Origin of the sequence: Nostoc sp. CALU 1950 (assembly GCF_051172895.1) — a bacterium.
Taxonomy (GTDB): domain Bacteria; phylum Cyanobacteriota; class Cyanobacteriia; order Cyanobacteriales; family Nostocaceae; genus Nostoc; species Nostoc edaphicum_A.
The window spans coordinates 43,828-58,498 of record NZ_JBDNJQ010000005.1; the positions used below are offsets into that span (position 1 = coordinate 43,828).

Here is a 14,671-nt window from a genome sequence, read left to right on the forward strand (position 1 = left end):
TGTGGCTATCTGCTAAAAAGGTAAGTAAAGTAGTTTTTAAAACATATTTATATGAATTTCTTGGTAAACAATTTTTCTTCGGAGGAAGTTTATCTAAAGGGAATATCTAGAAAACTATACCAATAAACCAGTTTTCCTAAAAATTTACTTTTACCCCGTAGCTTGAGCTTGCATCTATATGACTTCACAATCTTCTCGCTCTGACAAAATTCTAGTTGTCGATGACTCTCCTGATAACGTGTTTTTGATCAAAACTATTTTGGAGGAAGAAGGTTACACAGTTAGCACCGCAGAAAATGGTATTTCAGCCTTGGCAGAATTGAAAGCTTCTCCTTGTGACTTGGTTCTACTGGATCTGATGATGCCAGGTATGGACGGGTACGAAGTCACCAAGCACATTCGTGGAGAGATGAAATTGCCGCAATATATCCCCATATTGCTGATTACTGCCCACGATACGCCCAACGTCGCCCACGGATTAGACTTAGGGGCTGATGATTTTATTCGCAAACCTGTAACAGTAGATGAATTGCTGGCACGAGTGCGATCGCTCCTGCGCTTGAAGCATAGTATGGATGAACGTGATGAAATTGCTCGTCAGCGAGAAGATTTTGTCTCCCGCCTCACCCACGACTTACGCACTCCCTTGGTAGCGGCCGATCGCATGTTAATGCTATTTCAGCAAGGTGCGTTGGGAACATTATCACCGCAAATGCAGGAAGTAATTGCCATCATGGCCCGTAGTAATATGAACCTGCTTTCTATGGTGAATACCTTATTGGAAGTTTATCGCTTTGAAGCAGGTCGCAAAAGTTTGGCATTTCAACCAGTTAATCTGAAACAACTGCTAGAAGAAGTGATGGGAGAATTATCACCTCTAGCTCAAGACAAAGCACTGTCCCTAAATTTGGACTTTACTGAAGAGTCAAATACAGTGATGGGCGATCGCTTGGAACTGCATCGTCTATTCACCAATCTCATAGGCAATGCAATCAAATTTACCAACTCTGGATCTATTACTATTCGTTTTACTTCTCAACGCCAGTTCGACAACAGTAGTCAATCTCAGTTATCTGGAAAATCCAATTCTGGTGATTACATTAGAATTGAGATAGCGGATACTGGGCCAGGTATTCCTACTGAAGAACAAGCCACTATCTTTGAACGATTTCGCCAAGGCAGCCACAAAACTTCTGGTAGTGGCTTAGGATTGTACCTTGCTCGTCGAATTGTCGAGGCACATCAAGGCATAATTCTCCTTAATTCTGAGTTGGGTAAAGGTAGTGTATTTATTGTGCTTCTACCCAGCAAAACATGAAAAAATTAGTAATTATAAATTATGAATTTTAGAGTTATTTATCCTGATAATTCATAATTTATAACCTGACTAATATTTACTTTTAGCTAAATATTCCATTTTGAAACTAGAACAATAAAAAATATGCTTGTTTAGCAGCACTAACATTAAATAAACAGTTTTTTAGAGGACAAACAAATGATCACCACTGAATTATCTAACGTTGGCGAAATTATCCAGAATCAGCGAGAGTTTTTTCAAACTGGGAAAACTAAAGATATCACTTTTCGGATTGAGCAACTTAAAACTCTCAAGCAAGCAATCATTGAGCATGGGCAAGCAATAGTTGAGGCATTACAAGCAGATTTACATAAACCAGAAGTGGAGACTTATATTACAGAAATCAGCGTAGTTAAGGAAATTGATTATGTTATAAAACATCTTCAAAACTGGAGTAAGCCAAAAAAAGCATCTGTTTCTTGGGACTTTTTTTCCTACTCAGCGAGAATTTATCCAGAACCATTAGGAGTTGTCTTAATTATTGGCCCTTGGAACTATCCATTTCAGTTAATTATCTCACCATTAATAGGTGCGATCGCTGCCGGGAATTGTGCAATTCTCAAACCTTCAGAAATTGCTTCTCATACGTCTGATATTGTTGCTAAGATTATTGCCAAACATTTTGACCCTGCTTATATTGCAGTGGTTGAAGGAGGCGTGGAAGCAAGTCAAAAACTACTTGCAGAAAAGTTTGACCATATCTTTTTTACTGGTGGTACAGCCGTCGGCAAAATCATTATGGCAGCAGCGGCAAAACATCTCACACCAGTGACTTTAGAATTGGGTGGTAAAAGTCCTTGTATCGTAGATACTGACATTAATCTTGAACACACTGTCAGACGAATTACTTGGGGCAAATTTATTAATGCTGGACAAACTTGTATCGCCCCTGACTATCTTTTAGTTAATAAAAAAATCAAAAAAGATTTAATAGATGGTCTGGCAAAATCTTTAAAAGAATTTTATGGCGATAATCCTATAAACAGTCCTGATTATGCTAGGATTATCAGTCAAAAACACTTTGATAGATTGGTTGACTTTCTCAAAGATGGTGAAGTTATCATCGGTGGAGAAAATCAACCTTCAGAGCGCTATATCGCCCCCACAGTGATTGATAATGTCTCTTTGGAAGATCCTCTAATGCAGGAAGAAATTTTTGGACCTATTCTACCCATCATTGAATATACTGACATTGTAGAAGCGATCGCCTTGATTAACTCTAGACCCAAACCCTTGGCGTTATATTTATTTTCTCAAGACAAAAACCTGCAAAAGCGGGTTTTGCAGGAAACTTCCTCTGGTGGAGTCTGCATTAACGACACAGTGATGCAGGTTGGTGTCTCGTCTTTACCATTTGGTGGAGTAGGAGATAGCGGTATTGGCAACTATCACGGTAAAGCTAGCTTTGACACCTTTTCCCATAAGAAAAGTGTATTGAAAAACTCCTTTTGGCTTGATTTAAAATGGCGATACGCTCCTTATGAAGGCAAATTACCACTCATAAAGAAACTTCTCGGTTAAAGTCTATTATTTTCTCGCAGCACAAATCTAGCTCACCAGAAAATAGAATTACATGACTACAAGCATTAATTTGAAGATTGGTTTTGACCAGAAAAACTATATTTAGTGCTTGAGCAAATTCCTTGTAGAGTAAAAACAAGCGTGCCATTTGGTTATCGCAATATAAGTTAACTCAAACTTCAAATGGCAATAAAAGCCTACCGATCAAATAGAGCAGTAGGCTTTTATGATTGGGTTTGGCTTCTGAGAAAAAGATTTTCTGCACTTGGCAAAATAACTATTAGCCCCAAAGAGGCTTGTGCGATTGCTTCAGTCGTCCAGTCATGACTCACTACTACATTAAAGATGGACGAAAAAATCGTTAATCCAATCGCTAGCCAAAGTGCGATCGGAACGAATTTTTTTTTCCATGTTGGTTGCTGGCGCAGTCTATTTTGGCTTTGTAGTAAGGTTTGACGCCAAAACGGGTAGGTACTGAATATAGAGAAAGTGTATAGCATTCCTGCCTCTATTAGCAGGATGGCTTTAAGGTTTGGGTTCATGATAGGGTACTTAAGTGCGATCGCAGTTAAGCAGACTCCCGCAGCTAGATACAGTAGCGTAAACAAGGTAAAACGTCTCATGGTTTTTTCCTTAATTTTTAGTACTATCAGCTTTGTTCGTGTTATCAATGTTAGCCACTGCTATTCTAAGACTATTTACCTGCTATCAACATCACCTTAAAAATTGTTGATCTCTAACTAAATTCAATAACTCCTAACTCTTAAAACCCAAAAGCGTTGCTGTAACGCTCCTCAGCCCAAGGTTCACCACGGCGATGGTAGCCATTGCGCTCCCAAAAACCAAGTTCTTCACCAGCTAAAAATTCTAAACCATTAATCCACTTAGCACTTTTCCAAGCGTAGAGGTGGGGAACAACTAGCCGCATCGGGCCACCGTGTTCAGTTGAAAGGTCTTCACCAAAAACTTTAAAGGCAAAGAAGTTTTCTTCGCGGATGAAATCTTCTACAGAAATATTGGTAGTGTAGCCGCCATAGCAGTGTTCCATAATGTAGGCTGCCTTGGGGTCTAACTCAACCAGACCCATAAAATCTGTAACTTTAATGCCAGTCCATTTGACATCGAGTTTAGACCAGCGCGTTACACAGTGGAAGTCTGCTGTGAATTCGTGTTGAGGTAGCGCCATAAAGTCTGACCAACTAAAGGTAGCAGGTTTTGCTAAACCCCAAACTTTAAACTCCCATTCCTCAGTGCTGACTTGGGGAGTTGCACCGTAAGTTAATACGGGGAAACCTTTAGCTAAGTGTTGACCAGGAGGAACGCGTTCGCTTTCTTCCTTCCCTGGTTTCTGAAAAAATTTTCCTAGCATAGTTGGAGAAAACTTATTTTTCTCAAGGTATTTACAAGTTTTTTTGTGGAGTTGCCAACAGCACCAGATGTTTTACTTTTTATATGATGACTTGATCATTACTTATGAATGATAGGTAATGGGTAATGGATGTTCCCAATTACTCACTACCAATTTTTTTCGATCTAATTGAGCTTATGTAGAGTGTTTATGATTCATAATGCAATCAGGAAAGCTAAGAAAAAGCATTTATCCAGTAGTGAGAAGTTTCATTGGCAAAGTCACCAATCAAATCTATCGGTGCTGTTCATGCTTTTCCTGACTGGAAAATTATGATTCTTCTTCCTCTTCTTCAGCAGTTGGATATACAAATGTCGAACGTCCAGTCAAAATAGACTTGCCCAAAGATAGGGCTTTTTGAGCTTCGACAACAGCTTTGTGTCTCCAGGTAGCTCGACGTTTATCTCGTTTTGATTTAGAAGTTTTCTTCTTAGGAACAGCCATGTCAGCAGATATCGCGATTCTTGACAACCTTCTTATTCTAGGCCATCCACTGACGCCAAAGACAACAGTTGAGTCAGGAATAAGTTAAGAAGTTCCAAATCAAGGAACCTTGGCTTGGAACTTCTTTCTGTATCTAGCCCAATCTGTCATTTTGGGGTTGACACACTACTAGCTGCTGGAACTGGATTAGAGGTATTTTCAAAGAAAAGTAGCGATCGCGCAGTTTTAAAGTAAGTTGCCCAATTTTGAGCATCAGGACGCGATCGCCATTGGGGACGACTAACTTCTAATGTCAAGACTGGTGCGATCGCTCCATAATTTTGTACGGACACAATGATGGAAACATCTGTCACCAAGATATCTTGGTCGAAGCTCCTTTGAGCCGCTGCCCTCGCAGCCGCTTCCGCCCTCCGCAGAATGGTTTCATAGTTTTCTTCCGGCAAACGGTCAATAGCTAAATCAACTCTAGCGGTGTAAGCTCGCACAACCTGGGGGGCGATCGCTTCCGTCAAAAACCACGCAGGAACAGTAGATATGAGCAAAACTACTAAAGGAACTATCCGGATTCTTCTGGCAATTTGGCTAATAACTGAAAAGGGAGTGATCGATGATGGTAGGTGAGCAAGATTTCTGCTCATGACCTTCTATCTCCTTAGTGATGATCTTTTATTGAAATTAGGTAAAAGGTATTTTCCGACTTTTTAACGTAATAAAAATTACATTCTAACTTAAGATTCGATCAGAATCACCTAGACTATAAAACACTGGTTAGCTTTGTTATTTTGACAAAGCCAACCGCAATTTTAAGACCAGCAAACGATAACTGACAAAGAGCGGGATGGCAAATTACTGGGCGATCGCAATTGGCATCAATCAATATCAGTTATTTCAACCTTTAAGTTGTGCCCAAGCTGATGCTGAGGCACTAGATGATTTTTTGGTGACAGAAGCAGGTTTTCTCCCCGAACACTGTCTAGTCATGACAGATACCTCGCCACCGATTGGGGATAGATCAACTTATCCAACCAAGGAGAATATTCTGCTGCTGCTTGAGGATTTTGCCGCGACAAGTTGGCAACCGGAAGACTATCTGTGGTTATTCTTTAGCGGTTATGGAGTCAACTACAAGGGCAAAGATTACTTAATGCCAGTGGAAGGCAACCCCGAACTCGTGCAAGAGACTGGCATAGAATTGCGATCGCTAATGCAAAGTCTGCAACTTACTGACCTAAATGTATTGCTATTACTCGATATCAACCGCGCTTTTGGCACTCAAGCGGATGCTCCCGTTGGGGAAGAAACCATAGAACTAGCCCAAGAACTACAACTGGCAACAATTCTTTCTTGCCAACCAGAGCAATTTTCCCATGAGAGTAGCGAACTAGGTCACGGATTCTTTACAGCAGCTTTGTTAGAAGCTTTGCGTTCTGGCAATGGCAACAACTTGGCAGATTTAGAAAGCTACCTAAGCTTGCTCATGCCAAAACTATGTCACCACCATTGGCGTCCTGTTCAAAATCCTGCCACGATCATCCCATCAAGGCAGCAAGTAATTTTGCCACAATTGGCAATGGAAAGTCACTTGCAACCAGAAGCGGTGATTTATCCTGAAGAATCTTTTGCGATCGCTCGTGCGGCTCCTCCTCTCGATGATTACCCTAAAACTTCAGCAGAACGTGGCAGATGGGGAGAAGCTACTGTGAACTCCTCGAAGGCTCAGAACGTTGAGAAGTCCAAGGGTAAACAAGTCCAAGAGTCAGCTAGCGGCTTAGTTTCGCAGCCAATGCCGGAAACTTCTTTAGGAGCGAATCCGAGAGGAAGATTTATTCCCAATTCCTCTAAAGGTTACGTCTCTCGATTGCCATCGAATCAGCCAAGTATCCCTTTTTGGAAACAGTTTATCTTGTGGGGCGGAGGCAGCTTGCTGGTAGCAGGTTTAATTGCTGTAGTTTTTCTGCGTAATCAAGAAACTTTTAGGATTAAGCAAATATCAAACACATCACCCAATGCTACTGCTAGTAACCCCAAGGTGATCGAGAATTTACCAAGCGATGTCTACGACGGGCTACGCCTACGCACTCCACCAGTTAGACTCAACAACCAATCTAGCGCCCAAATAGCCTCTAGTTCCCAGTCGAAAAAGCGGAATCAAGCAGTATTAGACCTGGCGAAAATGTCACTCAGACAAACTCAGGCTAGCGATTTGAGCATGGCGATCGCTACAGCCCGGAAAATAAAACCCGGTGAACCACTGTACGAACAAGCTCAGGAGAATATTAAGATTTGGAGCCAGATGATTTTAGATTTAGCAGAGGGTCGTGCTAAACAAAGACAGTATGCCAGCGCTATTGCAGCCGCTCGATTAATCACCAAAGACGAAGCCCCCTACGCCAAAGCACAAGCAGCAATAAACCTGTGGCGGTTAGAGGGTAAGCAGTATATGAGTAACAAAACTCTTTTAGATGCAGCTAATGCCTTGATTAAATCTGGACAGGCATCTACATACAATCGGGCAATCGAAGTTGCGAAGAGAGTACCAGCAGGTCAACCAGGCTTTGATGCTGCCCAAAAATCGATCAATAGCTGGAGTGAGAAAATTTTAGATATGGCCAAGCGTCGCGCCGCCCAAGGAGAACTTAAGGCTGCAATTGCGACTGCTACCTTAGTGCCAGAAGACACAGGTGCTTATGAAGATGCTCAGGATGCCATCCAAAAATGGCAAAAGAAATAGTAAAAAAATAGTAAAAAATAGTTAGGAGTTAGGAGTTAGGAGTTATATTGTTGATCCCCGACCTATTACTCCTAACTATTCACTTTTGACTCAGCACTCAGCACTCAGCACTCAGCACTCAGCACTCAACAGTACTGCGTTACATCTTCGCCGCATTCATCGGCTAGATAACACAGCGCTCGGAAACGTAAACCAACCACTTCGTCATATAAGGGATTGAGCTTGCACATCGGCGGAATGTGAAACAGGGTTTTCCCAAATACTTTGACATCGCGCTCAAAGGGGCACTGAGATGGAATCAGTTTGCACAAGCGGTGAGCTAGTTGGCGATCGCGGACTTGAATGTTTTCTACACGCTGCCGTAAGGGTTGGAGAATATCCCAGTGAGGCTTGGAAATAGAACGGTTTAGCTGGGTTCCTTTATGATCACTAGTCTCTGCTTGATTGATTGATACCCAGCTAGCCAGAAAAATTCTTTTTGTGGTATTGTCGAATACCTTCATGATTAACCCTCTGTATTATTGAGGCTATTCACCTTTTTGATGAATATATACAACGTGGCAACGAACTTTCCCGGAAAAATCGCGTTCTGACTGCGATATAATGTAATACCTGATTAGCCACTTAAGTCAGAACCTAATTTATTACTACGTCAAGTTAATCGCAATTTTCTGGGGATCGGTAGTGTAATATTACGATCTTGTTCATAACTTGACACAGTTTAAATTTTAATAAAGACATCCATCATTGGATAGGTTTTAGTGTAACATTTACAATCCTTAATATAAGCTATTTATAAAAGATTTTTTTCTAAGTATAAACATCAGTAATACCCTAGAAGGTATTTTTCCCCTCCGTGTTCCCACTTTCTCACGTAAGTACATACTGTTTATTGCTGGCTGAATAGAGAGAAATCTGTAGATGCGACTGCGGCTGAAAGCCAGACAGATTGGTTTTCTCAGTAAATGCAGAGCGGATATTTATGAAACATCGTTCGTCGCAAAGTCTCGGTAAAAAAAGTGATTTTTCTCCAATTTGCAATCTACAGCGTCTTGGGGCTAACTTATTTTGGGTTAGCATTGGGCTACATTCCTGGTTTACGGATGAACCGCGCCACCATTGCTTTGGTCGGTTCTGCCTTTTTAATTGCTTTAGGTGTTCTAAATTTACAGGAGGCATGGCAGGCTATTGATGTCAATACCATCGTTTTTCTCTTGAGCATGATGGTAGTTAACGCCAATCTATCTTATGCAGGGTTTTTTCAGCGATCGCTATCAGTGATATTGAGTATCACTCGCAGTCCTCTGGGTTTGTTGATGGCTTTAACTTTTGGCAGTGGTATTCTCTCCGCCTTTTTTCTCAATGACACTCTGGCGCTAGTTTTTACACCATTGACCTTGAGTCTGACTCAAGCTTTGGGTTTAAATCCGATACCTTATTTACTAGCGATCGCAGGTGCAACTAATATCGGATCGGTAGCAACTTTGAGCGGTAATCCCCAAAATATCCTGATTGGCTCCTTTTCAGGCATCTCCTATCTAGAATTTCTGCGTGTATTGGCCCCAGTTGCTCTAGCAGGGTTGGTAATTCAGGTGATATTACTGTGGCTACTTTACCCAGATGTCCGCTCAGTCAAACCTTGCCAAATATTACCCACCACCAACCAACGAATTTATAAGCCCTTATTTAATAAAACATTAGTCATCACAATTGGGCTGCTAATTGCCTTTACTATCGGCTTACCCTTAGCGCAGTCTGCTTTAGTTGCTGCTAGCTTGTTGCTAATTACTCGGCGCGTTAAACCCCAGCGCATTTTGCAAAAAGTGGATTGGAACTTGCTGGTAATGTTTTCTGGATTGTTTATCCTGACGCGAGTCACGCAAAAGTTGAATTTGCTCCAACCATTGACTCATACAGTAAACTCTGCTGCGAGTTTACTGGGTGTAACTGTCGTTTTATCTAACTTGATTTCTAATGTCCCGGCTGTACTCTTATTACAACCGCTGATTTCTCAAGGTGATACTAAGTCTTGGCTGTTGCTAGCAGCAGGATCAACATTGGCAGGGAATTTAACTTTGTTTGGTGCAGTCGCCAACCTGATTACTGTAGAAGCTGCTGCGGATTTAGGTTACAAGCTAACTTTTTGGGAGCATCTCCGCTTTGGAGTGCCGTTAACAGTATGTACTCTAGTTCTAGTATATCTCTGGGTTCATTGAGGATATATAGCAATAATCCTAAGCTGAAAACACCTGCTGGGCTGTCAGGGTTAGTTGTGCGAATGTTTGAGAAATAATCTGCTGGTTTCCAGTAAACACAGTTTGCTTGTAACTACCGTGGTCTAGCAAACACACCGTCACCTTATTTTTTAAGGGGTCAACAATCCAATACTCGACCACACCAATAGCTGCATACTCAGAGGTTTTTTGGTTATAGTCTCGGTCAACAGATTCAGGACTGACCACCTCAACTAATAAGGGTGGAGCAGTTTTGAGGATAGCCGAAGTACTCTCAATACTTTGTGCCTGTTGGTTGGTAATGACGCAAATATCAGGTCGCCTGGGTTGTTTATTGGTCAAAACTTCTGTACCGTTAGGACGCGGTTGTAAAGGCAGTCCCATTTTTTGAATTTCTAAAAAAAAGCGAATTAAGAGTAAAGTGATAATCGCCTCATGCTTACCAGTACCAGGAGGCATTTCTAGCAGCACCCCATCCTCAAGTTCATATTGCTTGTCTGTGCCATCATCAAAATTGATGTATTCTTCAAGAGTACTAATTTTTATTGGTGTTTTAGTCATAGCGATCGCCTCCAATAACTATAACTATAAGCAAATACAAACCTCTGCGGCTTCTATAAGCTATGTCAAGAAACTGTATCTCGCGCCAAAACGCAAAGACGTTAGAAAAACTCTACGTCTCTGCGCCTCTGCGTAAGATTTTTACTTTAAATTCTCTATGATGCTACCTGAGCAGCAGTTCGAGTCCGGCGTCTTCTGCCATCGGCAACTTTCACAGGCGGCTCATCAGGAATTTGCATCAACAAAGTCACAGATGGCTGACATTGCAATTCCCGACGGATTGAACGTTGCAATTCCCGTTCTAAAGTACCTTGCAATCCACCCCAGTCTATATCTGCTGCTTCGCCTTCGCTAGGAGCAAATTCTGACCAGCGCACAGTGAGGATTTCTTCAATGCGTTGTTTTACCCAGGTTTGTAACAGCGATCGCTCTACACTTGTAACTACACCCCGGAGGTGAGTTTCTGGTTTAGCCAACAGTTTACCATTCCAATCAATGGCAGCCGCGATCGTAATAATCCCTTCTGAAGCCATGCGTTGCCGTTCTTGCAGCACTTTGGCACTTACCATACCCGAACTAGTAGTATCTACCAATTCGATACCAGATGGCACTTTACCAGCGACGCGAATAGCATCTTCAGTCAGTTCGACAATATCACCATTCTGAATGATGATCATGTTTTCTGCGGGAATGCCCATACTCTGAGCCGTTTCTGCGTGCTTCACTAGCATCCGGTGTTCGCCGTGAAATGGCACAAAGAATTTGGGACGAGTTAAGGCAATCATCAGCTTTTGTTCTTCCTGACAGCCGTGACCGGAGACGTGAATTCCTTTATCCCGTCCATAGACCACTTTCGCACCTTGAATCATCAATTTATCAATGGTGTTGACTACAGCGATCGTATTTCCGGGAATTGGGTTAGCAGAGAATACTACCGTATCTCCTTGGCGGATTTTAATGTGAGGATGTTCTTTATTAGCAATGCGGGTCATTGCTGCCATTAATTCACCCTGAGAACCTGTAGTTAAGACTAAAACTTTTTCGTCAGGAAGATTACGAACCGCGTGCAATGGTTGCAGCAAATTATCTTCACATTTGATGTAACCTAAATTACGGGCATGAGCAATCAAGTTCAGCATGGAACGCCCCACAACTGTCACTACACGATTCTGCTTCTTGGCAATATCCAAAATCATGTTGATGCGATGCACACTAGAAGCAAAGGTGGTGACAAATAATCGCCCCGGTGCTTGACTAAATACTCTTTCCAAATTGGGATAGACTGAACGTTCCGAAGGTGTGAATCCTGGAACTTCTGAGTTAGTGGAATCACTCAGTAAACAAAGAACGCCTTTTTCACCATGTTCTGCTAGGCGTTGCAAGTCGAACTTTTCACCATCCACTGGGGTATGGTCAATTTTAAAATCCCCTGTGTGAATGACTACACCCAGGGGAGTATGAATGGCAACAGTGAAACTATCAGCAATGGAGTGGGTGTTACGGATATATTCAACTAAAAAGTTTTTGCCAATCCGCACTACATCACGTGGTAGAACTGTTCTAATTTCTGTGCGATCGCGGACTCCTGCTTCTTCTAATTTACCCTCTAGCATTGCCATTGCTAGTCTGGGGCCATAAATCACCGGGATATCAAATTGCTTGAGATGAAAAGCAATCCCGCCAATATGGTCTTCATGACCGTGAGTAACGATCATCCCTTTAATTTTGTGACGATTTTCCCGCAGATAGGTCGTATCTGGTAAAACAATGTTGACTCCATGCATCGCCTCTGTGGGAAAAGCCAATCCTGCATCTAACAGAATGATTTCATCGTCATACTCAAAAAGACAGGTATTTTTCCCAATTTCATGCAAACCGCCCAAAGGAATAATTTTCAAGGCGGAATTGTTAGCTTCGTTTTTAGCCATTTTCTCCTTAGATTGTTACTTGTGGTTAATTAAGTTGATAGTTAACGAACTTGTATTTAAGACAACATAATCTGCCTCTTAAGTCAGTCTGAAAGCAATCAAGTTTTAAATTGAAATCTTCAATTTTTTATTCAATAAAATCAACTCTAAGCTCAAGGATTCATAGTATATCTATCAGTCCTAGCACAGATTTTTAAATTGCAACTTATGAACAATTATGATCATTGTTTATATGTATCTTGCGCTTAACTCGCTGGTGGCTAGATTAAACTAAGTTCTTTCAAAACCGCTTCTAACTTTTGACTGACTTCTAAATCAGCTTCACATAGCGGCGGACGAGTTGAACCAACCTCCCAACCTTGAAGTTTCAGTGCTTTTTTCACTGGAATGGGATTTGAAGTTAAAAATAGAGCTTTAAACAACGGGAAGAGTTGGAGATGAATGTCGCTTGCTACTTCAATTTTCCCGGCACTAAAAGCTTGGATCATCTGCTGTAGTTGGTTTCCTACCAGATGAGAAGCCACACTTACCACACCCTTTGCCCCGATCGCTAACAAGGGCAAAGTCATGTAATCATCACCAGAATAGATGTGGAATTCTTTTGGTGTCAAGCGACGAATTTCGCTTGCCTGATCTATATTACCAGTGGATTCTTTAATCCCGACAATATTGCTAACCTCAGCTAACCGGGCAACTGTTTCTGGCTGAAGGTTTTGTCCGGTACGACCGGGGACATTATATAACAACAATGGTAAGTCGGGACAGGCTTGTGCTATCGCCTTAAAGTGCGCTTCCAATCCCGCTTGTGGCGGTTTGTTGTAATAAGGAACAACTTGTAAGGAACCATGTACTCCTATCTTAGACGCTTTTTGGGTGGCTGCGATCGCTTCTTTGGTGGAATTTGATCCACAACCTGCGATGACCTTGGCTTTTCCTGCCACGGACTGCAATACCTCGACAAACAACTGGTATTCTTCATCCCAACTTAGTGTTGGGGATTCTCCTGTTGTGCCGCACATTACCAATGTATCTGTACCGTTGTTAGCTAGATGCGCCGCCAGTTCTGCCGCTACATCATAATTGACACTACCATCTGGTTTAAATGGCGTAATCATAGCGGTTAAAACATTGCCAAAATCTCCCACCCTTTTTTCACTCCTGATTACCCATGTTTTTATATCTTGGTGGTTCTCTATTGTAATAACCTATCTGCAAATTGCTTTCAAGTGTCATTTTTCCTTTGTCATTTGTCCTTTGTCCTTTGTCACTTTACCAATGACCAATGACTAATGACTAATAGCTAATGGTTTGAGTAGATTTTTCTCTACTAACAACTCGGCGATTTGTACTGCGTTCAATGCTGCGCCTTTGCGGATTTGGTCGCCACATAACCATAATTCCAAGCCACAGGGATGAGAAATATCCTGACGAATTCTTCCCACTAAAACTTCATCTCGACCTGTTGCTTCAATTGGCATCGGAAAATGATTAGTTTCCCAATCTTCGACCAATTTCACTCCAGGGGAGGAATTTAAAATTTGTCTGGCTTCCTCTGCACTAAAGGGAGTCTCAAATTCTAAATTAATGGCTTCTGAATGGGCGCGGAGTACGGGAACCCGTATACATGTCGCAGTGATTCTGATTTGCTGCGTACCAAATATTTTTCGGGTTTCGTTAACCATTTTCATTTCTTCCTCACAATAACCCAAATCGTTTAATGGTGAGTTGTGTGGGAATAAATTAAATGCCAATGGGTAAGGCAATATTTCAGCAACCGGTGGCTGTCCTTGTAGTATAGCGCTTGTTTGGGTTTTGACTTCTGCCATTGCTCGAGCACCAGCACCACTAGCAGATTGGTAGGTTGCGGCGACGATGCGTTGCACTGGTTTAACTTTGTGCAATGGCCAGACTGCCACAGCCATTAAAATTGTTGTGCAGTTGGGGTTAGCAATAATGCCTTGGTGATGCGCTGCGGCTTGGGGATTCACCTCTGGCACAACTAAGGGAACTTCCGGGTTCATCCGAAAGGCACTGGAATTGTCAATTACCACTGCGCCCTTTTCGACGGCAACTGCTGCCCAAGTTTTGGATGTGGAACCACCTGCACTAGCCAGTACTATATCGACATTTTCAAAAGCGCGATCGCTCACTGCTTCTATTGGTATATTTTCACCTTTAAACTGTAGCGATCGCCCGACACTCCGCTCTGATGCCAATAACTTCAGGTTGGCAAGAGGAAAATTACGACTTTCTAACAATTCCAGCAACTCTGTGCCAACTGCACCAGTCGCTCCCAAAATAGCTAAACGATAGGATTTCGACAAACTTGCTTCCTCCTTTAAGAGATTTATGTGCAATTTCTTGGAACAATTGACAATTTTCTTATATATAAATTGCGATCGCAGTCTTGAAATACATTTTGAATAGATTTAGATTTTTCTCTAATTTAGTTGGTCTTTATATATCTAATACATTTATTTTCTTGGT

At 41.8% G+C, this 14,671-nt stretch carries 13 protein-coding genes and 1 pseudogene; 4 read left to right on the forward strand and 10 right to left on the reverse strand.

The genetic code is table 11. The features are described from left to right. Positions 1 to 178 precede the first annotated feature (178 nt). Together ABF638_RS02735 and ABF638_RS02740 are read left to right on the forward strand one after the other, a co-directional pair. Entirely contained in the window at positions 179 to 1,318 is a 1,140-nt protein-coding gene (locus ABF638_RS02735; protein ID WP_435020044.1) for an ATP-binding response regulator, read from the forward strand. 177 nt (positions 1,319 to 1,495) lie between these two features. Next, the gene (locus tag ABF638_RS02740) at positions 1,496 to 2,878 is read left to right on the forward strand and encodes an aldehyde dehydrogenase (RefSeq protein ID WP_435020046.1); all 1,383 of its coding nucleotides are present in this window, start codon (positions 1,496 to 1,498) and stop codon (positions 2,876 to 2,878) included. Here ABF638_RS02740 and ABF638_RS02745 read toward each other — a convergent pair. The 5 genes and pseudogenes from ABF638_RS02745 to ABF638_RS02765 form a co-directional block, all read right to left on the reverse strand. Then, positions 2,871 to 3,020: pseudogene (locus ABF638_RS02745) on the reverse strand (IS4 family transposase); the annotation flags it as partial. The gene ABF638_RS02740 and the pseudogene ABF638_RS02745 overlap by 8 nt on opposite strands. Before the next feature lie 82 nt (positions 3,021 to 3,102). After that, on the reverse strand, positions 3,103 to 3,501 hold the full coding sequence (locus ABF638_RS02750; RefSeq protein WP_435020048.1) for a hypothetical protein: 399 nt from the start codon (positions 3,499 to 3,501) through the stop codon (positions 3,103 to 3,105). A gap of 140 nt (positions 3,502 to 3,641) precedes the next feature. Further along, positions 3,642 to 4,247, reverse strand: coding sequence for a sulfite oxidase-like oxidoreductase (locus tag ABF638_RS02755; RefSeq protein ID WP_435020050.1), 606 nt, complete (start codon positions 4,245 to 4,247; stop codon positions 3,642 to 3,644). A 309-nt stretch (positions 4,248 to 4,556) separates the two neighbouring features. Next, on the reverse strand, positions 4,557 to 4,730 hold the full coding sequence (rpmF, locus tag ABF638_RS02760) for a 50S ribosomal protein L32 (protein ID WP_012407602.1): 174 nt from the start codon (positions 4,728 to 4,730) through the stop codon (positions 4,557 to 4,559). A 146-nt stretch (positions 4,731 to 4,876) separates the two neighbouring features. Continuing rightward, entirely contained in the window at positions 4,877 to 5,368 is a 492-nt protein-coding gene (locus ABF638_RS02765; protein ID WP_420758068.1) for a hypothetical protein, read from the reverse strand. A 200-nt stretch (positions 5,369 to 5,568) separates the two neighbouring features. Between ABF638_RS02765 and ABF638_RS02770 the strand changes: the two genes are divergently transcribed. Continuing rightward, the gene (locus ABF638_RS02770) at positions 5,569 to 7,461 is read left to right on the forward strand and encodes a caspase family protein (RefSeq protein ID WP_435020053.1); all 1,893 of its coding nucleotides are present in this window, start codon (positions 5,569 to 5,571) and stop codon (positions 7,459 to 7,461) included. Between the two features lie 125 nt (positions 7,462 to 7,586). Here ABF638_RS02770 and ABF638_RS02775 read toward each other — a convergent pair whose 3' ends face one another. After that, positions 7,587 to 7,964 (reverse strand): Mo-dependent nitrogenase C-terminal domain-containing protein, encoded by a 378-nt coding sequence (locus ABF638_RS02775; RefSeq protein WP_435020055.1) that lies wholly within the window; start codon positions 7,962 to 7,964, stop codon positions 7,587 to 7,589. A gap of 516 nt (positions 7,965 to 8,480) precedes the next feature. On the opposite strand from ABF638_RS02775, the gene ABF638_RS02780 reads away from it, so the two are divergent. Beyond that, positions 8,481 to 9,677: an anion transporter gene (locus ABF638_RS02780; RefSeq protein ID WP_435020057.1), complete on the forward strand. Its 1,197-nt coding sequence runs from the start codon at positions 8,481 to 8,483 to the stop codon at positions 9,675 to 9,677. 18 nt (positions 9,678 to 9,695) lie between these two features. Here the strand turns inward: ABF638_RS02780 and ABF638_RS02785 are convergent, their stop codons facing one another. The 4 genes from ABF638_RS02785 to ABF638_RS02800 all read right to left on the reverse strand — a co-directional run bounded on the left by ABF638_RS02785 (position 9,696) and on the right by ABF638_RS02800 (position 14,508). Further along, positions 9,696 to 10,256 carry a Uma2 family endonuclease gene (locus ABF638_RS02785; RefSeq protein ID WP_435020059.1) on the reverse strand — a complete coding sequence of 187 codons (561 nt, stop codon included), beginning with the start codon at positions 10,254 to 10,256 and terminating at the stop codon, positions 9,696 to 9,698. A 155-nt stretch (positions 10,257 to 10,411) separates the two neighbouring features. Beyond that, positions 10,412 to 12,184 carry a ribonuclease J gene (locus ABF638_RS02790; protein WP_435020061.1) on the reverse strand — a complete coding sequence of 591 codons (1,773 nt, stop codon included), beginning with the start codon at positions 12,182 to 12,184 and terminating at the stop codon, positions 10,412 to 10,414. 260 nt (positions 12,185 to 12,444) lie between these two features. Further along, positions 12,445 to 13,329: a 4-hydroxy-tetrahydrodipicolinate synthase gene (dapA, locus tag ABF638_RS02795; protein WP_435020063.1), complete on the reverse strand. Its 885-nt coding sequence runs from the start codon at positions 13,327 to 13,329 to the stop codon at positions 12,445 to 12,447. Between the two features lie 141 nt (positions 13,330 to 13,470). After that, positions 13,471 to 14,508 (reverse strand): aspartate-semialdehyde dehydrogenase, encoded by a 1,038-nt coding sequence (locus ABF638_RS02800; RefSeq protein ID WP_435020065.1) that lies wholly within the window; start codon positions 14,506 to 14,508, stop codon positions 13,471 to 13,473. Positions 14,509 to 14,671: the final 163 nt, after the last annotated feature.